Source organism: Canibacter oris (genome assembly GCF_014197205.1).
Taxonomy (GTDB): domain Bacteria; phylum Actinomycetota; class Actinomycetes; order Actinomycetales; family Microbacteriaceae; genus Canibacter; species Canibacter oris.
In genome coordinates this window covers 58,280-78,545 of record NZ_JACIFD010000006.1, presented here as the reverse complement: position 1 = coordinate 78,545, position 20,266 = coordinate 58,280, and the positions used below count along the sequence as shown (strand labels likewise).

The 20,266-nt window shown below is 61.8% G+C and carries 17 protein-coding genes; 5 read left to right on the top strand and 12 right to left on the bottom strand.

Annotated elements, in window-relative coordinates; translation table 11 throughout:
• Positions 1 to 28 precede the first annotated feature (28 nt).
• Positions 29 to 1,231 (top strand): aminotransferase class I/II-fold pyridoxal phosphate-dependent enzyme, encoded by a 1,203-nt coding sequence (locus tag F5897_RS03840; RefSeq protein ID WP_183304535.1) that lies wholly within the window; start codon positions 29 to 31, stop codon positions 1,229 to 1,231.
• 79 nt (positions 1,232 to 1,310) lie between these two features.
• Here the strand turns inward: F5897_RS03840 and F5897_RS03835 are convergent, their stop codons facing one another.
• Positions 1,311 to 2,711 carry an aspartate aminotransferase family protein gene (locus F5897_RS03835; RefSeq protein WP_183304534.1) on the bottom strand — a complete coding sequence of 467 codons (1,401 nt, stop codon included), beginning with the start codon at positions 2,709 to 2,711 and terminating at the stop codon, positions 1,311 to 1,313.
• 26 nt (positions 2,712 to 2,737) lie between these two features.
• A complete protein-coding gene (locus F5897_RS03830) occupies positions 2,738 to 3,394 on the bottom strand; it encodes a Maf family protein (protein WP_124824789.1) in 657 nt (218 codons plus the stop codon).
• A gap of 110 nt (positions 3,395 to 3,504) precedes the next feature.
• Between F5897_RS03830 and F5897_RS03825 the strand changes: the two genes are divergently transcribed.
• Positions 3,505 to 4,791: a class I SAM-dependent RNA methyltransferase gene (locus tag F5897_RS03825; protein ID WP_183304533.1), complete on the top strand. Its 1,287-nt coding sequence runs from the start codon at positions 3,505 to 3,507 to the stop codon at positions 4,789 to 4,791.
• Positions 4,792 to 4,921: 130 nt separating this feature from the next.
• On the opposite strand, the gene F5897_RS03820 is transcribed toward F5897_RS03825, so the two are convergent.
• From F5897_RS03820 to ubiE, 3 genes are all read right to left on the bottom strand, one after another.
• On the bottom strand, positions 4,922 to 6,322 hold the full coding sequence (locus F5897_RS03820) for an FAD-dependent oxidoreductase (RefSeq protein WP_246332226.1): 1,401 nt from the start codon (positions 6,320 to 6,322) through the stop codon (positions 4,922 to 4,924).
• A gap of 101 nt (positions 6,323 to 6,423) precedes the next feature.
• On the bottom strand, positions 6,424 to 7,479 hold the full coding sequence (locus F5897_RS03815; RefSeq protein WP_183304532.1) for a polyprenyl synthetase family protein: 1,056 nt from the start codon (positions 7,477 to 7,479) through the stop codon (positions 6,424 to 6,426).
• A 3-nt stretch (positions 7,480 to 7,482) separates the two neighbouring features.
• The gene (gene ubiE / locus F5897_RS03810; protein ID WP_183304531.1) at positions 7,483 to 8,208 is read right to left on the bottom strand and encodes a bifunctional demethylmenaquinone methyltransferase/2-methoxy-6-polyprenyl-1,4-benzoquinol methylase UbiE; all 726 of its coding nucleotides are present in this window, start codon (positions 8,206 to 8,208) and stop codon (positions 7,483 to 7,485) included.
• A 68-nt stretch (positions 8,209 to 8,276) separates the two neighbouring features.
• Between ubiE and F5897_RS03805 the strand changes: the two genes are divergently transcribed.
• Complete coding sequence (locus F5897_RS03805; RefSeq protein ID WP_183304530.1) at positions 8,277 to 9,641, top strand: chorismate-binding protein; 1,365 nt, start codon at positions 8,277 to 8,279, stop codon at positions 9,639 to 9,641.
• 89 nt (positions 9,642 to 9,730) lie between these two features.
• Here the strand turns inward: F5897_RS03805 and menD are convergent, their stop codons facing one another.
• The gene (gene menD, locus F5897_RS03800; protein ID WP_183304529.1) at positions 9,731 to 11,515 is read right to left on the bottom strand and encodes a 2-succinyl-5-enolpyruvyl-6-hydroxy-3-cyclohexene-1-carboxylic-acid synthase; all 1,785 of its coding nucleotides are present in this window, start codon (positions 11,513 to 11,515) and stop codon (positions 9,731 to 9,733) included.
• The gene (locus F5897_RS03795) at positions 11,512 to 12,036 is read right to left on the bottom strand and encodes a PLD nuclease N-terminal domain-containing protein (RefSeq protein WP_183304528.1); all 525 of its coding nucleotides are present in this window, start codon (positions 12,034 to 12,036) and stop codon (positions 11,512 to 11,514) included. The genes menD and F5897_RS03795 overlap by 4 nt, the downstream gene beginning before the upstream one ends.
• 65 nt (positions 12,037 to 12,101) lie before the next feature.
• On the opposite strand from F5897_RS03795, the gene F5897_RS03790 reads away from it, so the two are divergent.
• Complete coding sequence (locus tag F5897_RS03790; RefSeq protein WP_158608083.1) at positions 12,102 to 12,524, top strand: DUF4229 domain-containing protein; 423 nt, start codon at positions 12,102 to 12,104, stop codon at positions 12,522 to 12,524.
• Here F5897_RS03790 and F5897_RS03785 read toward each other — a convergent pair.
• From F5897_RS03785 to F5897_RS03775, 3 genes are all read right to left on the bottom strand, one after another.
• Positions 12,521 to 13,417 carry a 1,4-dihydroxy-2-naphthoate polyprenyltransferase gene (locus F5897_RS03785; RefSeq protein ID WP_246332233.1) on the bottom strand — a complete coding sequence of 299 codons (897 nt, stop codon included), beginning with the start codon at positions 13,415 to 13,417 and terminating at the stop codon, positions 12,521 to 12,523. The two genes, F5897_RS03790 and F5897_RS03785, sit on opposite strands and share 4 nt — an antisense overlap.
• A 64-nt stretch (positions 13,418 to 13,481) precedes the next feature.
• Positions 13,482 to 14,678: an AMP-binding protein gene (locus tag F5897_RS03780; RefSeq protein WP_246332225.1), complete on the bottom strand. Its 1,197-nt coding sequence runs from the start codon at positions 14,676 to 14,678 to the stop codon at positions 13,482 to 13,484.
• Between the two features lie 8 nt (positions 14,679 to 14,686).
• Positions 14,687 to 15,613, bottom strand: a complete 927-nt coding sequence (locus F5897_RS03775) for a 1,4-dihydroxy-2-naphthoyl-CoA synthase (RefSeq protein WP_183304526.1) — start codon at positions 15,611 to 15,613, stop codon at positions 14,687 to 14,689.
• Positions 15,614 to 15,675: 62 nt separating this feature from the next.
• Between F5897_RS03775 and F5897_RS03770 the strand changes: the two genes are divergently transcribed.
• Complete coding sequence (locus tag F5897_RS03770) at positions 15,676 to 16,731, top strand: o-succinylbenzoate synthase (RefSeq protein ID WP_343048785.1); 1,056 nt, start codon at positions 15,676 to 15,678, stop codon at positions 16,729 to 16,731.
• Between the two features lie 129 nt (positions 16,732 to 16,860).
• Here F5897_RS03770 and F5897_RS03765 read toward each other — a convergent pair whose 3' ends face one another.
• On the bottom strand, positions 16,861 to 18,594 hold the full coding sequence (locus F5897_RS03765; protein WP_183304525.1) for an ABC transporter ATP-binding protein: 1,734 nt from the start codon (positions 18,592 to 18,594) through the stop codon (positions 16,861 to 16,863).
• A complete protein-coding gene (locus F5897_RS03760) occupies positions 18,594 to 20,252 on the bottom strand; it encodes an ATP-binding cassette domain-containing protein (RefSeq protein WP_183304524.1) in 1,659 nt (552 codons plus the stop codon). The genes F5897_RS03765 and F5897_RS03760 overlap by 1 nt, the downstream gene beginning before the upstream one ends.
• Positions 20,253 to 20,266 lie beyond the last annotated feature (14 nt).

Below are 20,266 nucleotides of genomic sequence, written 5' to 3'. Positions count from 1 at the left end.
TTACGTCCGAAAGTCGTAAGATAAAAGGGTGAACACTAAAACTAGACTCTCTAAAAAAATCTCTGCAATCGCAGAGTCAGCAACCCTCAAAGTAGATGCGAAAGCTAAGGCTCTCAAAGCAGAAGGCCGGCCAGTCATCAGCTACGCTGCGGGCGAACCAGATTTCCCAACGCCGCCACACATCGTTGATGCGGCTCGCGCTGCGCTTGATGATCCAGCTAACTTCCGCTACACCGCAGCTAACGGTCTGCCAGAGCTGCGCGCTGCCATCGCCGAAAAAACCGCAAAAGACTCCGGTATCACCGTCGACCCGGCGCAGATTATTGTGACCAACGGCGGCAAGCAGGCGGTTTACGAGGCGTTCCAGATTCTGTGTGATCCGGGCGACGAGGTAATTTTGCCTGGGCCATACTGGACAACCTACCCAGAGGCAATCGCCCTGGCTGACGGCGTTACAGTTCCAGTTTTTGCCGGTGCTGACCAAAACTACAAGGTCACCGTCGAGCAGCTTGAGGCGGCGCGCACCGAGCGCACCAAGGTGCTGGTTTTCGTGTCTCCTTCAAACCCTACAGGCGCGGTTTACACTCCGGAAGAGACTGCTGCTATCGGCCGCTGGGCATACGATAACGGCATCTGGGTTATCACCGATGAGATTTACCAGAACCTTACTTACGACGGGGTCACCGCTACTTCTATCGTTGCGGCAGTGCCAGAACTAGCAGAGCAGACCCTGCTGGTAAACGGTGTTGCTAAGACTTTTGCGATGACCGGTTGGCGCGTAGGGTGGATCATCGGCCCGCAGGACGTGATGAAGGGCTGCTCGAACCTGCAGTCACACCTAGCGAGCAACATTAACAACATTGCACAGCGTGCAGCGATTGCGGCCCTCACCGGCCCGCAAGAACCAATCCTGGAAATGCGTGAGGCGTTTAACCGCCGCCGCAAGCTGATTGTTGCCGAGCTCAACAAGGTGCCGGGCTTTAACTGCCCGATGCCTGACGGCGCTTTCTACGCATATGTTGACGTCAGCGAAGCGCTGGGTAAAGAAATCAACGGCAGGATCGCAAACACCTCTGTGGAGCTCGCAGAGATCATCCTCGAAGAAGCTGAAGTGGCAGCGGTTCCGGGCGAAGCATTCGGCCCAAGCGGTTACCTCCGCTTCAGCTACGCGCTGGGCGATGAGGCACTGCTTGAGGGTGTGCAGCGCATTCAGAAACTGCTTGGCGCTTAAACAGCAGCGGCACGCAGCTTGCAACACAGCGGGGGCACCGAATTTCATTCGGTGCCCCCGCTAGCTTATGCTGTAGGGTTTACTGTGCGCGCAGCGCCTCCGCCTCAGCATCTGCCACATCTAGCGCCGCGTCGATAATTTCCAACCCGCGCAACAGATCAGCCTCAGAAATAATCAGCGGCGGCGCAATCTGCAAGCGATTACCGGCGGCAAACGGCCACAGCCCCGCCTCTTTACATGCAGCAACAACGCGGCTCATCGGGGCAGCAGCCGCACCGCTCGCGTTAAACGGGACAAGCGGCTCGCGAGTTGCGCGATCCACCACCAGCTCCAAAGCCCAAAACAGCCCGCGGCCGCGCACCTCACCGACAGCCGGGTGTTTTGCTGCCAGCTCCGCTAGCCGCGGTGCCAGCACCCGCTCCCCGAGATCTCGCACGTGCGCGAGGAGCCCCGTGCTTTCAAACACCTCAAAAGTGGCAACGCCAGCGGCGCAGGCCAGCGGATGCCCGGAGTAAGTCAGCCCGCCCGGGAACGGCTTGTCAGCGAAAGAGTTGTGGACTTCTTCTGAAATAATCACTCCGCCGAGAGGCACGTAACCGGAGTTCACACCCTTGGCGAAGGTCACCAGATCAGGGGTAATGTCAAACTGTTGGAAAGCAAACATGCTACCGGTACGGCCGAACCCAACCATCACTTCGTCGCAGATCAGCATAATGCCGTGCCGCTTTGTGAGTGCGCGCACACCCTCAAGGTAGCCCGGGGTTGGTACCAGAATCCCGTTGGTGCCGGTTACGGTTTCCAACACCACCGCGGCGATAGTCTGCGGTCCCTCCAGCTCGATGGTGTGCTCCAGGTGCGCTAACGCCCGCGCGGTTTCTTCCTCTGGAGTGGTGGCGTGGAACTCTGAGCGGTAAGGGTACGGCCCAAAGAAGTGCATCACGTTCGCATCAAGCACTCCGTTCGCCCAACGGCGCGGCTCCCCCGTGAGGCTGATCGCGGTGGCGGTGGAACCGTGGTAGCTGCGGTAGCGGGACAGCACTTTCTGCCGCCCGGTGTGGTGCCGCGCCAGCCGCACCGCGTACTCGTTTGCCTCCGCACCACCGTTGGTGAAGAACACACTGCGCGCCCCCGCAAAACTGTTTTCCACAATCAGTTTCGCAAGCTCACCGCGCACATCATTGGCGACAGCCGGCTGAATTGTCGCCAACCGCCCCGCCTGCTGCTGCACCGCCCGCACCAACTCCGGATGCTGATGCCCAAGGTTAAGATTCACCAGCTGGGAGGAAAAGTCTAGATACTCGTTGCCGTCATAGTCCCAAAACCGCACACCTTCGCCCTTAGCAATTGGCAGTGGATCAATCTGCGCCTGCGCTGACCAGGAGTGGAAAACGTATCCGCGATCGTTTTCGCGCACCTGACGCTGCTCTGCGGTGTCTCCGAAAGCGTGCGCGTTGCCATGCCGGTCTGTGTAATCTGTCATGCTATCCCCTCGTCATTGTGAAGCAGTTACCTGCTATTTTCGCCGTTCTCACCCCAGAGCGCAACATATTCGTGACCCAGCTGTTGCATCAGGGCTCGCAGCGCCGGCAGCGACAGGCCCATGACGCAGCTTGGGGTGCCCTCGATTCTGTCGATGAACGCCCCGGCAAGCCCGTCAATCGCAAAGCCGCCGGCGAGCTCCAGCGGCTCCCCGGTCGCAATATAAGCCGCCAGCTCAGCGTCGGTGACATCTGCGTTAAGGCGCACCGTGGCAGTGTCTACCAGGCCGGCACTGTTCACAATCTCGCCATTTTGGCACTCCGCCAGCCAGTGCCCGGAATACAGCACCCCGGTTTTACCCCGGTGCGCGCGGGCGCGGTTCATCGCGATCTCCGGCAGGTGCGGCTTACCGAGAATCTCGCCGTCTAACAAAAACATACTGTCGCCTCCCAACACCAGACCGTCTGCCGCGGCGCCGTGCGCCGCAATCACGCTCTCGGCTTTGATACGCGCAAGAAACTGCACAGTTTCAGCGGCGGATAGCACCCGGTTTTGTGTGACCTGATGAGCGGCAAGCGCGGCCTCCTCGTCTACTGTCGGGGCGAAGCGCGCGGCAGGGGTGATTCCTGCTCCCTGCAAAACAGCTAGGCGAGCGGCGGAGGTGGAAGCTAACACGAGTCTCATACTGCCAGTCTAGTTGCCTTGGCGCCGTGGTGGCAGTTTTAGCGCTCAGGTCGGGCCCGCACCGCAACCCGCTCGCACCGCAGGCGCTAAAACCTGCGACAATAGATACCATGACTAACTCCGCAGCAGCACTTGAAACCGGCACCGAAATTACCCTGGAGGTGACAGGCATCGCGCACGGCGGTGTGGCTATCGCCCGTCACGAGGGGCGCGTTATTTTTGTGCACGATACCATGCCGGGCGAAACGGTGCGCGCGGAGCTAACCGAGGTTAAAAAGAATTTTGCGCGAGCGGTGACAACCGAGGTGTTGCAGGCCGCGCCGGAGCGAGTGCCGCACATCTGGCATGCGGCGAGCATTGACCGTAAACCCAAGTGGCGTGCCGGCGGCGCCGAGTTCGGCCACATTGAGCTTGCGGCCCAGCGGGAGCTGAAAACCCGGGTGCTTACTGACGCGCTGCAGCGCCAGGGCAAAATTGCGGCGAGCGAAATGCCAGAGTTTGAGGTGCTGCCGCTGGCGGGAGACGATGATGCAGGCGGCCTCGGCTGGCGCACCCGGGTGCGGTTGCAGGTGGATCGCGAAACCGGGGTGGTTGGCCCCTACGCGGCGCGCAGCCATCGCGTGGTGCCGGTCACCGATTTGCCTTTGGCGGTGCCGGAGCTGCTGCCGCTCGCACCGCTCGGGGAGAGCATGCCGGATGTCGCGGCAGTTGATTTGATTGCCCCAAACAGCGCGGATGCTCGCATGCTGCTCACCTATCACGGTGAGGCAGCTCCGGTGGGCGCTGATGATGTTGTGTATGAGACCGTGTTTGACAGCGAGTTTCAGGTGCGCGCCGGCGGGTTCTGGCAGGTCCACACCGGCGCTGCAGAGCGGCTTTACGCGGAGGTTGCGGGAGCCACCGCCGCGCTTGGGGAGCGGCTTGACCCGAGCGCCAATAACCTCGACCTGTATGGCGGGGTGGGGTTGCTGGCGGCCGCGTTTCTGGATACTGCCGGGGAGCGTGCCCGGATTGCCAGCATTGAGGCGGTAGAGTCTGCTACTGATTTAGCGGCGGAAAACCTCTCAGAGTTCACCGGCGCCCAAGCGCTAACTGCGCGCACCGAGGATTATCTTGCGGATCTGCTGCGCGGTTCTGCGCTTACCCGTGAAAAGCTGCGGCGCGCCACTGTGGTGGCTGATCCACCCCGCTCTGGCCTTGGCGTCAAAACCGTGGCGCAGCTGCTTGAGCTACAGCCAGCAAACCTGATTTACGTTGCCTGCGACCCGGTTGCGTTCGCGCGAGACACCCAACTGTTGCAGACGGGCGGTTACACACTGGTGGAGCTGCGCGGACTGGATATGTTCCCGCACACCCACCACTTTGAGACTATCGGGCTGTTTTTGCGCGATAACTAGGTTCGTGCTGGCACGTGTCGCGGGCGCGATGCTAGGCGGGCACGGCGCTAGACGGCGCGGTTAAGTGTCAACGCACGGCACCATGAACGAGCAGCATGTTAGGCACACGCTGCGGCCCACCACGCGAGCGCTAGTCTGCGCGGCTGATGTCTAGCATTTCTGCGCGCGGCACAACCTTGATGCGTTCTCGCCCCGCAGCTTCCCCGAGACTGATTTCGTGCGCGTCCAGCTGGTGCCACCCGGTGATGTCGGTGTACTGCACGCCGCGAGCAGTCAGCAGCTGTTCGATGGCCTCTGGTTCGGGTCGCTGCGGCTGCCACACTTTGCCTTCTTGCCAGTCTGCCAGCAGCCCCTCGAGGGTTTCACGCGCGTCTGATTTGGTGGCCCCGATAAGCCCCACCGGGCCGCGCTTGATCCACCCCGTTGCATACATGCCAGGCACTTGCTCGTCGCTGCCAGGAGCCGTAACAACCCGGCCAGCGTTGTTCGGAATCACACCGCGCAGCTCGTCAAACGGCACCTGCTCCAGCGCAGATCCGAAGTAGCCCACCGCGCGATACACGGCACCCACAGGCACTACCGTAAACTCTCCGGTGTCGATAACTCCGCCAGTGCCGTCAGGGCGAGTGCGCTCAATTTTAATGCCGGTGACGTGCCCTGCAGCATCGGTTTCAATTGCAACCGGCTTTGACCAGAAGTGGAACACCAGGCGTCGCGATGCGCGCGGCAGCTCACCAGCTTCCCGCTGCTGCTGTGTTTGCAGCCACTGCCCGAAGATGCGGCTCATCACCAGCACCTGTTTATTGCTGTTCTTCAGGCTTTCCAGGTGGTCGTCGGTGAGCTCGAAGTCTGCCGGATTCAAAACCATGTCAACGTCACGCACTTCGCCGAGCTCGCGCAGCTCCAGCGGAGTGAATTTAACCTGCAGCGGGCCCCGACGACCGAAGACGTGCAGTGTTTCGATAGGGTTTTGCTGCAGCCCTTGATACACGTTGTCGGGAATCTCTGTCGGCAGCAGATCTTCAGCATGCTTAATCAGTATGCGCGAGATGTCTAGCGCCACGTTACCGTTGCCGATAACCCCGACCTCGCGCGCCTGCAGCGGCCAGCTGCGGGGCACGTCGGGGTGGCCGTCAAACCAGCTCACAAAGTCTGCCGCGCCGTATGATTCTGGGGCGGCAATACCGGGGATTACCAGTGGCGCGTCAGTCACCGCCCCGGTGGCGAAAATCACCGCGTGATAGTGCTGTTGCAAATCGGCGAGGGTAATGTCGCGCCCAAAGTGCACATTGCCGAAGAAGCGAATATTTCCAGCGTCTAACACCTCGCGCAGCGCGTTCACAATGCCCTTAATGCGTGGATGATCTGGCGCCACCCCATAACGCACCAGGCCGTACGGTGCCGGCAGATGCTCAAACAAATCAACTGCAACATCAAAATCACGCTCGGTTTTTAACAGGATGTCAGCGGCGTAAATACCAGCCGGCCCGGCGCCCACAATCGCCAAACGCATTTGTTCTTTTGCAGTCATGCTGAGTGTTTATCCTTTGCTGCCGCGGGGTATCGCGGGCGTTGCTTCTCTATCACAAACTTGTAGCGAATATCATGCCGCGCACTGTCACGTGCCGTGCACTATCCGACGCGATCGACGATGGTTTCCGCCAACCGCACCAGGGCAGTTTTTACCGCACCCTGCGGCAGCGGAGCCAGCGCAGTGGTGGCGGCAGTGGCAATCTGCCGGGCACGCTCCGCGGTTGCTGCGGTGACTTCGTGCTGATACAGCTCGGCAACCTCGGCATCCATTACCTCGGGGGCGGCGCCGGCGGCAACCGCTGCAACACCCTCATCGATGCGGCGCAGCAAATCTGCGGCGGCTGCATCTGTTGCGGCGCGCTGCTTCAGCAGCAACAGTGGCAAGGTGACAACTCCGGCGCGCAGGTCGGTACCGGCACGTTTGCCCGTGTCTTGTTTCGCCGGAGACAAATCAATCACATCGTCAACCAGTTGGAAAGCCAGGCCAATAGCCTCACCGTACTCGGTTACCGGGTCGAGGTATTCCCGCGGCGCTCCGCTAACCAGCACGCCCATGCGAGCAGCGCATGAAATCAGCGCGCCCGTTTTATCTGCGAGCACCTGCAGGTAGAAGGCTTCTTCATCGTCTTCTGGCTGCGGCCCAACAGTTTCGTGCAACTGCCCCAAGCACAGTCGCTCAAATGTCTCAGCCTGCAGCAGAATCGCTTCTTCACCCATGCCGGCAACCAGGCTGGAGGCTCGTGCAAACAGCAAATCTCCGGCAAGGATAGCCACCGAGTTTGACCAGCTCACGTGCGCGGTGGGAACCCCGCGCCGGGTGCCAGCCTCATCCATCACATCATCGTGATACAGCGACGCCAGGTGGGTGAGCTCAATCGCCTGCGCAACAGTACGCACCCGGTCATTAACGCCGTCACCTAGCTGGCTGGTCAGCAGAGTTAGCAGAGGGCGGATCCGCTTCCCGCCGGCTTCGGCGAGGTAGCGTGCAGCGGCATCCGCGACCGGTGAAGCGAAGCGTGTTTGCTCAAGCAGCCCCTGCTCCACCTCGGCGAGCTGCGCTTCTAGCTCTTTAACTTTGCGTTTCTCCGCAACGGATTGAAAAAGTTTACCCGGCAACGCTTGGGTTGCGGTTGCGATTGTAATCTTTTCAGTCATTGTTTATTCTGCTTTCTGCGCAGCCTTTGCGGGGACGAAGCCGCGATGCAGCGCCGCGATACCGCCGGAGAGGTTGCGGTATCGCACCCGCTCCAAGCCTGCCTGCTGCAGTTTTACAGCGAGCAACTCCTGGCTTGGCCAGCTCTCAATCGATTGGTTGAGGTACTCGTAAGCTGCTTTATTGCCGGTGATTTTGCCGGCGATGCACGGTAGTAACCGAGAGCTATAGAAGTTGTAGGGTGCCCGCAACGGCGCGATGGGGGTTGAGAACTCGCACACCACGACGCGCCCGCCTGGTTTTACCACCCGCACCATTTCGCTGAGAGCAGCAGCAACATCTTGCACGTTGCGCAGCCCGAAAGAGATGGTTGCGGCGTCGAAGGTGTTGTCATCAAACGGCAGCTCGGTGGCGTCTGCCCACACGAACTCCAAAAGCGGGTTATCGGCGTGGCGCTTACGACCCACAGCGAGCATCCCCTCAGAGAAGTCTGCTGCGGTAACCGCCGCGCCGCGCTTTGCGAGAGCTGCGCTGGAGGTGCCGGTGCCGGCGGCAAGGTCTAGAATTTGCTGCCCTGGCTGCGGCGCTACCGCGTTAACAGCGGCGATCCGCCACAGGCGATCAATACCCAGCGACAGCAGATCGTTCGTAAAATCGTATTTCTCGGCAACCGTGTCAAACATGCCTGACACATCTGCGGCTTTTTTCGTTTCAACGTTAGGGCGATTCACGCTCTCTATGCTACCCGGATTTCCTGGCAAGCACCGCAGAACTATCACACAAGCGGTAAGCTAGACGGGTGAGTGCTGTTCCTTTAGTTGTGACTAGCCGCCGCTTGCCGGCGTCTGAGCAGACGCAAACCGTCGCTCAACTGTTGCGCTACGCTGATCCACACAATCCTCTGGTGTGGGTGCAATCACACGCTGCCGCGGTTGGAATCGGCGCAGCGGTCACTTTGCAAGCCGCTGGCCCGGAACGCTTCACCCAGTTGCAAACCCAGTGGGAACAGCTGGTGGCGGCGGCTCAAATTAGTGACGAGGTACAGGTGCCTGGCAGCGGCCTGGTGGCTTTCGGCACTATCGCTTATGGCGACGACAGTAGCAGCATCTCGCTGCTGGTGGTGCCGGAGATTATTGTGCAGCGCCACCATGACGAGTTTTTTATTACCACGGTGCAGCGCTCCGCCGCCGGGCAGATTCCGCAACCGCTGCCGCCACTCACTGCAACCGCGCTTGACTTCGCAACTTGGCGGGGCTGCGATTTGCGCCCTGTCGGCACCACCGCACAACAGCAGGAATACCGCACCGCAGCGGCCACGCTGCTGCAGGAAATCACGGCAGGCAACGTCCAAAAAGCGGTGCTCTCGCGACAGATTAGCGCCGAGATTTCGGTAACTGCTGATTTGCGCATCCCACTTTCCCGGCTCGCGCAGCAGTACAGCGAGTGCGCGGTTTTCGCGATTGACGGCTTCCTTGGAGCCTCGCCGGAGACTCTCGCCCGCACTATTCAGGGAAGCGTCCGCACCAGAGTGCTTGCAGGCACCGCACCCCGCGACACCACTGACGCCACTGCTGACGCTGCAGCCGGTGATTCGCTGCTGCATTCGGCACAGATCACTGCAGAGCACGAGTTTGCTGCGGCAAGCGTAATTGATGCCCTGACTCCGTTGGTGACCGAACTTGACACCAACACGAAACCACTCGTGATTGGGCTGCCGAACGTGTGGCATCGTGCCACCGATATTAACGCGAAAATTTCTGGTGAAATTTCCTGTCTTGATTTGGTTGCGGCAATGCACCCGACCGCCGCGGTTGCCGGCACCCCAACGACCGCTGCAGTGCCGCTGTTGCAGCGGGTTGAGAGTTTTGATCGGGGCCGCTACGCGGGTGCGGTAGGGTGGATCAGCGCCGCCGGTGATGGCGAGTGGGCGCTGGCGCTCAGGTGTGCCCAGGTGTCGCCGCTGCCTGGTGACCCGGAGGCTATAATGCGGGAGGATGGATCCACCACCGCAAATGGCAGCGCAAATTCCGCCGCGAGCAGCGCCGCGACTCGGACTGTGACCGCAACCGCCGGCGGGGGGTTGGTAGCGGGCAGCGAGATCACCACGGAGTACGCGGAAACAGTTGCGAAGTTTGCGCCGATTGTGGCGGCGTTTGCGCCATAAATAGCGCAGCACCGGGGTGCGGCACGAGGGCAGCGGGCGCTGCGCAAGCCGGGGTGCAGCACGGGGCAGCGCACACTGCACAAGCGGGGTTAGGCCGTGAACGGCACCTCAATAAGCGCCGGGCCGGTAACCGGGCCGGTAAGGAAATCTTCTAGCTCTCCACGAGTCTGCAGCAGGTGATACTCCCAGCCGTAAGCCGCGGCGAGAGCCGCGAAATCAGCGCTGTGGGGGGTTGTCATTACCCGCGCGAAAGCCGCGTCGGCAGCAACCTCACGCACCTCCAGGCCGTTAAAAATCGTGCCGCCACAGTCGTTTGCAACGAAAAGCTGCAACCGCGGCAGCGGCTCACCAGGGGTTAGCGCCAGCGAGCCGGCGTCGTGCAGCAGCGCCAGATCCCCCAGCAGCACCCGGGTCACCCCGGCAGCTGCCGCCGGGCTCTCGCTGCCTTGCGAGGCAGCGGCGATTCCCCGCGCGGTGGCGACGGTGCCGTCAATTCCCGCAACCCCGCGATTCGCGTGAATCTGCACGGGCCGCGGCTGCGCCACCCGATCTAACACTCGCACCAGCCGGGAGGCGGCAACAACCAGGCGGTCGTGCGGCCAGGTGGCGCGCCAGACACTGTCAACCAGCAACTCTCGGGTGATTTTTTCGCGCTTCGCAGCGAGCTCCTGCCGGGCGTACGCACTGCGCTCTTTATAGCCGTTTTCACGGGCTAGTGCGGTGTCTGGCTCGTGCACCGTAGAGACCTCTGCGGCGAGCACTCGGGCGGCGCGGATCCACATTCCTAACCAGGTGTGCTGCGCTTGCGTGTCGTAGTCTGCTGCGAGGTGAATTTCGCGGGTTTGCACCGCGTGCGGCGGCCCGTAGTGCTCTCCGAGGTGCGGATCAACCACGATGATTTCTTTGTCCGTCAGCTCTACCAGGCGCGCAACCTCGCGGGTCAGGGTGGGGTGGCCGAAAATCACCACGCGCTCAATCATCTCAATGGTTTCGGCGTCTTGCAGCAGCCGCTGGTAGCAGGCAATCGCTTCGCGGCCGTAACGCACCCCGCTCACAACCTCGGGCAGCAGCGGTAGGTGCGCGGCGTGCGCAAAGGCTTCGGCGGCGGCTGTAGCTCCGGATCCGGCAATAATCACGGTGCGCTTCGTGCTGTCGAGAGTGTAGCTGTAAAGCTGCGGCGCGGCCGGCAGCACGGAGGTTTCGAAGGAGGAGCCCGCAAGCTGCTCAAACGAAGTTGCTGCCGCAACCGGCATAGTTTGAGCGGCGGCGGTGATCGCTGCAGTGACTGTTTCAGGTAGCTCGGCAGCGAGCGGCTCCTGCAGCCCCAAATTTAGCTGCACAGGGCCGGGCGCTTCCTGCCCTTCGCCGCCGCAGGCAGCAGCCCACAGCGCATCGGTTAGCGCGTCGAAATCTGGGTACGGTGCGGTGTGTGGATCAGCCAACCCCGGCACCTCAAAAGCCTGTTCGGCACGCAAAAACGGTGTGAATATTCCGGTTTGTAAAATCGTTTGGCTGCTGCGGCGGCGATGCAGCCGAGCAGGTCGATCAGCAGTTAAAAGCAGCAGCGGCACTCTTCCGGCGTGGGCTTCCATTACCGCTGGCAGCAGGTTTCCCACAGCGCTGCCGCTGGTTACAATCACCACCGCGGGGCGGCCGGTTTCTTTGCCGATGCCGAGCGCGTAAAAGGCTGCGCTACGCTCATCAATCGCAACGTGTAACCTGATCAGGCCGCTGGCTTCGAGCGCCGCCGCCCGCAGCGCTAAGGCCTGGGAGCGAGACCCGGGGCACACCACCACATCGGTGAGCCCCAGCTGTGTCAGCCGCGCAAAGAGCCGGGTTGCGGTGATGGTTGCGGCGCAATATAAAGTACTCACAGAGGGCGGCCTTCTGCAGTGTCGGCGGGATCTTCTGGCGCGTTGGTTGTCGCCGGGGTTTGGTTTCCGGCTGCGGTTTGGTTTTCAGCCGGATCTGCTTGCTGCGGCTGCGAGGCCGGCTGCCCGGTATGGTTTTGCTGCGCCGCCGGATCCACCCCAGCTGCCCGATGCTCGGCAGCAGCAGCCTCAGCGTCAAGCTCCTGCAGCCGCCGTTCGAGCTCGGAAATTTTGTCGTCAGAGGCCGAAACACGCTGCGCCTTCAGCTCTTCATTTACTGTTGCCGCGGAACCGCCCGGCGCGGTGTCATAGGCATTACCACTCGCCTGGCCTGCTGCTGCTTTCGGGCGCCCAAAAATAAACCACAGCACACTGCCCAGCACCGGCAGCAGCACAATAATCGGCAACCAAATGTGTTTCGGCAGCGTGCGCACACTGTCTCGCGGGGTCATAATCGCGGTGACCAGGGTGTAAATACTAAATGCCACCGCGACAATCGCGAGGAGAATATATATGCGCACCATGGTTATTAATTTTACCCCCACTCGCGCACCGGCGTTACAGAGGTTTTCTAGTCTACAATAAGGCTGTGAGTTTTAAAAAAGCATGGGTTCTGTACACCGTTTTACGTCTGCTGTTCTTCACGGTGCCGTTCATCGGCATTATGTTGCTGCTGCCGGCCGAGCAGCGTAACGGTCTGACCTGGGGCGTGGTTTTTGCCGCCGTCACCGCCGGAGTTATTGCGGTTGCGCTGTCCGTGCTTTTGCTGTCAAAACTGCGCCAGCAGGCTGCCGCTGGGGTCGCCCACTGGCGCGCAAAGGGCCACCAGGATGAAGCCGCCGCAGAGGATGAGCTAATCGACGCAGCGGAGGCTGCGCGCTCCGCCGAGGCGGCGCCTGCGTCTGGCGAAGCGGCACACACTGCAGCTGCAGAAGCCGCACACCCCGCCGCGCAAACTGCGGCTCAGCTCCCAGCGCAGCCGGCAACCCAGCCGAGCAGCGACCGGGTTTAGCCGGCGAAACCGAGCGCCAGCAGCACCGCGTACAGCAGCGCCGCGAAGCTGGTCAGCTGCAACACCAGAATCAGCTCCTTCGGGGTTTTCCCAGTGAGCATAATAATGCAGCTCGGAATCACCAAAAACAGCGCAAAGAAAACCAGCACTAGGCCGCTGTAAAACAGCCCGTAAACTGCAGGCACCGCGAACGGCAGCAGCACGCACAAAACATACAGAACCCGGCTTGCACGATCGCCCAGCAGCACCGCAAGCGTGCGCTTACCGGCGAGCTTATCGGTTGCGATATCACGGGTGTTGTTAGCAATCAGCACCGCCACCGCAAACAACCCGACTGCCGCGGCCGCCCACCAGATTTCCTGCACCACGATGTCAGACTGCAAATAATACGTGCCAGCGGTTGCCACCAGCCCAAAGAAAATAAACACAAAAACTTCGCCGAGCGCCATATACCCGTAGGGTTTTTTACCGCCGGTGTAAAACCAGGCGGCAATAATCGCCACTACGCCGAGCGCTAAAAACCACCATTTCCCGCTCAGCACCACCGCGATTAAGCCGGCAACCGCCGCACCCAAGAAACAGCTCAGCGCCGCTCGCAAAACCAGTCGCGGATTCACCTCGCCTGAGCCGGTCAGCCGCGCCGGCCCCACCCGAAACTCGTCGGTGCCGCGAATCCCGTCAGAGTAGTCGTTAGCGTAATTCACGCCAATCTGCAGCAGCACCGCCACCACGAGCGCCAACAGCGTCAGGGTGAGACTAAAGCTTTGCACCGCGTCAGCGATGCCCGCGCCGGCAATCACCGGGGCGAACGCCAACGGCAGGGTGCGCAGGCGCGCGCCGGCGATCCACTCCCTGAGTGTTGGGCGGCGGTATGCGTCGCTGTCTGCAAACATGGCTTTTTTAGCGTTCTCCCGAATTCTATCCTCGTGTTTTTCCCAGCGGGCGTTAAAAAATAAATCATTCGTGCGCATTTTGGGCTCCCTCCGCGCCAACTTGCTCCTCGCGCAGCAACTGTGATGCGAGCTGCGTTGCGATTACCCAGTCTATTTTGCCATTGCTCAGACGTGGCAACGCTGAGACTGTATAAATCCGCAGCAGTTTCGCGGCGGGCCCCAGCTCAGCAGCAATCGCAGCGTTTAACTCCGTAAGCTGCATACTATTTTCGGGGCTGCCCGCTTCGGCCGCTTGCAGCAGCACTGCCCGCTCACCCCACTGCGTATCAGCCACGGCAACCGCCGCAACCTCGCTGCCGGGCAACATTTTTTCGCACACCGCGGTGAGGCGATCCAGCGCCACATTCACGCCCCCGGAAATAAAAACTCTGTCGCGCCGGCCCGTAATCTCCAGCATCCCGCCCAGCAAATTACCGCTGTCACCGGTGCGATACCACCGTGTACCCGCAGTATCAGTGATAAAAGCCGCAGCTGTCGCCTCCGGGTCACCCAAATAGCCGAGTGCGAGGTTGCTGCCGGCAAGCTGCACTTCGCCATCGCGCACGCGGATCAGCGTGTCGCCGATTTCCACCCCGTCATAGACGCAGCCGCCAGCGGTTTCGGTGGAGCCGTAGGTGCGCACCAGGTTCACGCCGAGCTCCCAGGCGAGCTGCCGATCCGCCACCGCAACAGGCCCGCCACCAACCAGCACCGCCGCCAGCCCCGCGAGGGTTTCGCGCGCGGCCAGATCAGCGGCGGCTAACCGCAGCAGCCGCTGCAACTGCACCGGCACCACCGCCAGATACCGTCTCTCGTGCGGCATTGCGGCGGCCCGCTGCAGCAGTGTCGCCGCATCGACGTCAAGCGCGAACTCCGGCTTAATGCCGCTGTGAATACTACGCACCACCTGCCCGAGACCGCCCATATACTCCAGCGGCAGGGCAACCAGCCACTGCCCGGCTCCGCCGAGTGCCTCGTGCGCGGCGGCGGCGTTCGCGAGCAGTGCGGCGCTGCTGAGCTCCACCGCTTTCGGGTAGCCGCTAGAGCCTGAGGTGCGAATAATCACCGCGGTTTCCGGGCGCAGCTGGGCAAGCTCGGCGGCACTTAACGGCGCGGCTCCTTGGGAGAGCGGCACCAGCACCGCGCGATCCGCCAACGCATCCTGCAGCGCGCCATACAGCAGCGCAATATCTGCGGTGGGGATTTGTAAGACTTTCTTCATCGCCAAACCTAAAAGTGATACGGGAAGGCTGACCAGTCAGGGTCGCGCTTTTCGAGGAAGCTATCGCGCCCCTCAACCGCTTCGTCGGTGCCGTAAGCCAGGCGAGTGGCTTCGCCGGCAAACAGCTGCTGCCCGACAATGCCGTCATCAACGGCGTTAAACGCGTACTTCAGCATCCGAATCGCGGTCGGCGACTTGCCGAGAATTGTGCGCGCCCACGCGATACCAGTCTGTTCCAGCTCGGCGTGCGGCACCACCCGGTTTACCACGCCCATCTGATAGGCGCGCTCCGCATCATAGGTTTCCGCCAGGAAGAACACCTCCCGCGCAAATTTTTGCCCGATTTGTCGCGCAAAATAGGCGCTGCCGTAGCCCGCATCAAACGATCCCACATCAGCGTCGGTTTGCTTAAACAGGGCGTGTTCGCGGCTCGCGATCGTAAGGTCGCACACCACGTTAAGGGAGTGCCCGCCACCCGCGGCCCACCCCGGCACCAGCGCGATAACCACCTTCGGCATGAAACGAATCAGCCGCTGCACCTCAAGAATATGCAGCCGCCCGGCACGCGCCTGCTCGCGCGGTGTCACCTCGGTTTCCGCCTCCGCGTATTTGTAGCCGTCGCGCCCGCGGATACGCTGATCGCCGCCAGAGCAAAACGCCCAGCCGCCGTCTTTCGGGCTCGGCCCATTACCGGTGAGAAGCACCACACCGACGGCCGGATCCACCCGCACCCGTTCTAGCGCGTCGTAAAGCTCATCAACGGTTTGCGGCCGAAAAGCGTTACGCACTTCGGGCCGGTTAAACGCGATGCGCGCAATCTTGCCATCTAGGCTGAGGTGCGCCGTGATGTCAGTGTAGTGCTCGCTGCCGGCGGCGGGGCGCCACTGGCTCGCGTCGAACAGCTCCGAAACCTGATTTTCCGCTTTTTCTGCCATGCTTTAAGTGTACCTGTTATGCTTTGTTGCAGTTTTGCACCCGGGAAGAAAGGATGGTGCTGGTGGATCCGCACTCAGCTGCTTTTTCCCTGCCACCGCTGCTCAGCACCCCGCTGCCTGACCTGGCGACGCTGCAAGCTGCCGCGCACGTGGTGGCGCTGCCGCTAAACACCCGGTTCCGCGGAGTCACGCACCGGGAGGCGATGCTGTTTCACGGGCCGTCCGGGTGGAGCGAATTCGCGCCGTTTTTGGAGTATCAGCCGGCTGAAGCGGCACAGTGGCTCGCCGCTGCCATCAACCACGGTTGGGGCGCTCAGCCCGCAATCTATCGCGATGCGGTGCCGGTGAACGCCAGCGTTCCTGCGGTGGATCCGGCTGACGTCAGGGCTGTGTTGCAGCGGTTTCCGGGCTGCACTACGGTGAAGCTGAAGGTTGCGGAGCGCGGCCAGACGCTCCGTGATGACGTGGCGCGGGTGCGCGCGGTGCACGCTGATTTTGCGCGGCGCGACCTGCCACCGCCGCTGTTGCGCTTGGACGCGAACGGCGGCTGGGATGTGCACACCGCGCTTGCTGCGGCGCGCGAATTGGCGCCGTATCATCTCGACTATTTGGAGCAGCCCTGCGCCACGGTTGCGGAGCTGGCTGAGCTGCGGGCGCAGCTTCAGGCGGCAGGGCTCGCGGTGCGGGTGGCGGCGGATGAGAGTATCCGCAAGGCGTCTGATCCGCTCGCGGTGGCGCGGGCGAATGCTGCGGATTTGCTGGTTGTGAAGGCGGCGCCTTTGGGCGGTGCGGCGCGGGCGTTGCAGCTGGTTGCGGCGGCGGGCTTGCCGGCGGTGGTTTCCAGCGCACTCGACACCAGTGTGGGCATCGCCGCCGGGGTGCAGCTTGCCGCGGCGTTGCCACCGCACCTGTTTGGCGGTGCGTGCGGGTTGGGCACTGCGGCACTGTTGCAGGCTGATGTGACACGCGAGCCACTGCTGCCGGTTGCGGGGCAGTTGCCGGTGGTTGCGGCGCAGCCGGATGCTGCTTTGCTGCGTGAATATGCGGTGGATCCGGCTCGCCGCCGCTGGTGGTTTGACCGCTTAGCCGCGTGCTACGAGGTTTTGGCCGCCGCCTAAAGCCCTGCTGCCGAAACCGCGCTCCGCACACGACTGGCCGCCAGCCGCCGCGCACTGTAGGCGCGCCGTCGCGGGGCTCGGCTCAGCCGTACACCTTGCGCCACCGCGGGGCTCGGCTCAGCCGCACACTCAGGCGCGGGCGAAAATCTCCTCCGGCGTGCCGGTGGCAACAATTTCGCCCTCCTCCAGCAGCACCGCGCGCTGCGCCAGCCCCGCGATCCGCGCGTCGTGGCTAATCACGATCACGGTGCGCCCGGCCATCAGCCCCCGTACTGATTCTGCCGCGTCGAGCAGCTCCAGTTGGGTTGTGGATTCATCAAGAATTATGATGTGCGGATCCGCCAACGCAATCCGCGCCAGCGACAGCTGCTGCACCTGATCGCGCGTCAGAGTGGTGCCGCCGTCTCCGAGCACGGTGTCAAGCCCTTGCGGCAGCTCGTCAGCCCAGGTAGCTCCCACGGTTGCCAGCGCCGCGCGCATCGCCTCCGGGGTCGCATCAGGCGCAACCACCGTGAGATTGTCTGCCAGGGTGCCCACAAATTGGTGTGCTTCCTGGGTGCAAATCAAGAGCCGCGGTCTGCCATCAGCTGCTTTTTCAGTTGGGAAGAGCCCCGCACCGACAGCTTTACCGAGCACCGTCACGGTGCCCTGGTCAGCGGTCAGGGAACCCGCGATGAGCCGCGCCAGGGTGGTTTTACCCGACCCGGAGCGCCCCACCAGGGCGAGCGACTCCCCCGGCTGCAGCTTAAGGTTAATGTCTTTCATCACCGGGCGCTCTACATCGTAACCGTAAACCACGTTCTGCGCCGCAACCGCGGTATCATTGCCGCCTGTCGCCTGCAGCTGTTGCTGCGCCTGCTCGCGGGTTGCGCGCTGTTTTTCAGCGAGCTCAATAACCCCGCACACCCGGCTCAGCATCACCGAGCCTTCACGAATCTTATCGAGGCACCACGCGAACTCGTCGATAACCCAGCGCAGGTTAAACAGGGTGATGGCAACGGTGGCGACCACGCCCCAGGTTGTCCACCCCTGATTTACGGTGTAAAAACCCCACAGCAGCGACACGATAAGCGGCAGGTCAGCGACCAGCACAATGCTGCCCCACAGGGTTGTGCGCAGCCGCACCATCTGCCGTTCTAGCGCAAACAGCCGCCGGTTTTGCGCCGCCAACACTTCCTCGCGGGCATCGAGAATATCGAGCTCTTTGATAGTGCTCAGGCCCCGCACATTTTCGGTGACCTTGGTTGACAGCGCCGCGGTTTCGCGGGTCACTTCCACCACCCGTTTAGAGATGCGCGGGAGGATCTGCCACAGCAGCACCGGCACCCCAATTACCGTGATAATCAGCGGCACCGCAGCCACCGGGCTGAGCGTCACAATCGTGAAGAACATCACCACGAGGTAGACCAGAGAGAAAATCACGATCGGGAAGAAACGCAGCACGTTGTCGTTAACCGCGTCAAGATCGTTGGTGGCGCGGGTCACCAGGTCGCCGCTGCCGGCATCCTCAATAGTTTGCGCGTTCAAATCAAGCGAGGCGGCCATCACCTCAACACCAAGGTCGCGGTTGATGCTGCTACCAATCTTATTGCCCTGATACTGCCACAGCATCGACGTGATTGCGCGCACCACGATCGCGGCGAGAATCACCCCGAGCGCCAGCCACGGGAATCCGGTGAGCTCGCCGGCGGCGGCTTGATCCACCAATTTACCGATCATGATGGGGGTAACCAGCGCCGCGAACGCAGAGATCACGAAGGCGAAGGCGACCACGATGAGGCTGAGGCGGTTGCGCAGCGCTAATTTGCCGAGCTTCGCCCAGGTGGTTTTAGTGCTCGCCAGAGGCAGAGTTTTTTCGGTCATTACTTTGCCTCCTTCGTGGTGTGCGCCGCTGCTGCGGTGGCAGCTGTGGTTGTTGCACCGGGCGTGGTTGCGGTGGCAGTCGTGGTAGCGGTACCGGGCGCGGTCGCTGCCGCTTGCGCCGCGGCGACGCGGTTTTGCACCTGCGAGGTGGTGCTCACCACAATCACCTGCCGCAGGTGTTGCAGCAGCCGATGTGAGCCCAACTCCTGTTCGAGCCGATCAAAAATGTATTTCTGGCTCGGCTCGTCGACCGAGTTCAGCGGTTCGGCGCAGATCAGCACCGCCGCCGGCTGCAGCAGGGCCCGCGCCAACGCCAGGCGCTGCCGCTGCCCGCCCGAGAGGTTCGCGCCCTCGGAGCTGATTTCGGCCGCGAAATACTCTGCCGGGTCTGCCCCGCCGAGACGGTGCGCGATTTCTAGCGAGTCGGTGAGCTCCAGCATCCAGGTGAGGTCAGCGTCGCTCACCGCAAGTTCGTCGCAGGTCAGGTGGGAGCGCAGCGATCCCGCAAAAATAGTGGGGTTTGACTGACTTAACAGCACCCGCCCACGCTGCTGCTCCCGCATTTTTGCGGCGAGAGATTCGGCGTACTCTTGGGCGCTTAAACCTGCGGAGCGTGGATCCACATACACCAGCTGCTGCCCGGCGAGAATCTCGGCTGGCACCGTCAGCTCTGCCAGGGCGGCAGGCTTTTCGTACTGTTTTTGCTCAAGGGTTTTGATGCGTCGCAGTGCGACGCGTGTTTCCCGATAGCCGACCAACATCATTTCGAAGGTCCAGATCGGGCCGACCATCAACGCCACAGTACCGGCGACGGCGACCAGCTGGCTCGGCTCCACGTTGGTGCGCCACACTCCGTCTACCAGGTTGCCGGTGAGCGCCATGCCCACCGCGAGCAAAGTCGTAATGCCGACGAGGGTCAGCCGCGCCCCGGTTGTGAGCATCGCGACCCGGGCGTATGCGACGTTCGCGTTACGCAGGTTATGGGCAGCATCACGGTGCCGACGGCGCATCTCCGCGCCGGCGCCAAGGCCCGCAATAGTGCGCAGACTGGTTGCAATATCGGTGGCTCGGGCAGCGTTTTCGCCGGTGCGTTGGCGGCGCACGGTGCCGCGTTTTTCTAGCAGCTTCGAGATTAGTGACAGCGCCACACCCGCCAAAATAATGCCGCTGAGCGCGGTGACCGCGAGCGCGGGGCTGATGAGCCACAGTTGAACAGTGCCGACAACCGCTACCACCACTGAGCCGGCAGCATCCGGGAAGGAGAACAGCAGCATCGCAATGCTCTTGCTGTCTTTCACCACAACAGAGATGACCTCGCCGGGGTCAACCTGCTTCGGAGTTTTTTTGATCAGCTGGAAAATATAGTTACGCCAGTCGCGAATCACCTCGAACTGCAGCCGCATGATAATCGCGAACGTGGTTTTTTCGTTGGTGACCTGCAGCAACAAAGACAGGACAATAAACATCAGTAGGCGCAGCGCAGCGGTGACGTTGCCCGCTGCGAACTCTGAAATAATCGCACCCACAGCGGTGGGCACCATAATTAGCGTCGCAGCAGCGACAGCGTTAATCAGCATCGGGACCACAAAACGCCATTTTGCGTAGCTGTATCCCGGAGCGGTAATTCTGAATTTTACCGCGTCGTTATCAGAACTCATTTTTTACCTCGGAG

Coding starts and splice junctions, on each gene's coding strand:
- F5897_RS03795 (WP_183304528.1), bottom strand. CDS start 12,036: ATGGTGCGCATATATATTCTCCTCGCGATTGTCGCGGTGGCATTTAGT.
- F5897_RS03815 (WP_183304532.1), bottom strand. CDS start 7,479: ATGACTGAAAAGATTACAATCGCAACCGCAACCCAAGCGTTGCCGGGT.
- F5897_RS03830 (WP_124824789.1), bottom strand. CDS start 3,394: ATGAGACTCGTGTTAGCTTCCACCTCCGCCGCTCGCCTAGCTGTTTTG.
- F5897_RS03775 (WP_183304526.1), bottom strand. CDS start 15,613: ATGGCAGAAAAAGCGGAAAATCAGGTTTCGGAGCTGTTCGACGCGAGC.
- F5897_RS03825 (WP_183304533.1), top strand. CDS start 3,505: ATGACTAACTCCGCAGCAGCACTTGAAACCGGCACCGAAATTACCCTG.
- F5897_RS03765 (WP_183304525.1), bottom strand. CDS start 18,594: ATGACCGAAAAAACTCTGCCTCTGGCGAGCACTAAAACCACCTGGGCG.
- F5897_RS03835 (WP_183304534.1), bottom strand. CDS start 2,711: ATGACAGATTACACAGACCGGCATGGCAACGCGCACGCTTTCGGAGAC.
- F5897_RS03760 (WP_183304524.1), bottom strand. CDS start 20,252: ATGAGTTCTGATAACGACGCGGTAAAATTCAGAATTACCGCTCCGGGA.
- F5897_RS03785 (WP_246332233.1), bottom strand. CDS start 13,417: ATGTTTGCAGACAGCGACGCATACCGCCGCCCAACACTCAGGGAGTGG.
- F5897_RS03780 (WP_246332225.1), bottom strand. CDS start 14,678: ATGAAGAAAGTCTTACAAATCCCCACCGCAGATATTGCGCTGCTGTAT.
- F5897_RS03820 (WP_246332226.1), bottom strand. CDS start 6,322: ATGACTGCAAAAGAACAAATGCGTTTGGCGATTGTGGGCGCCGGGCCG.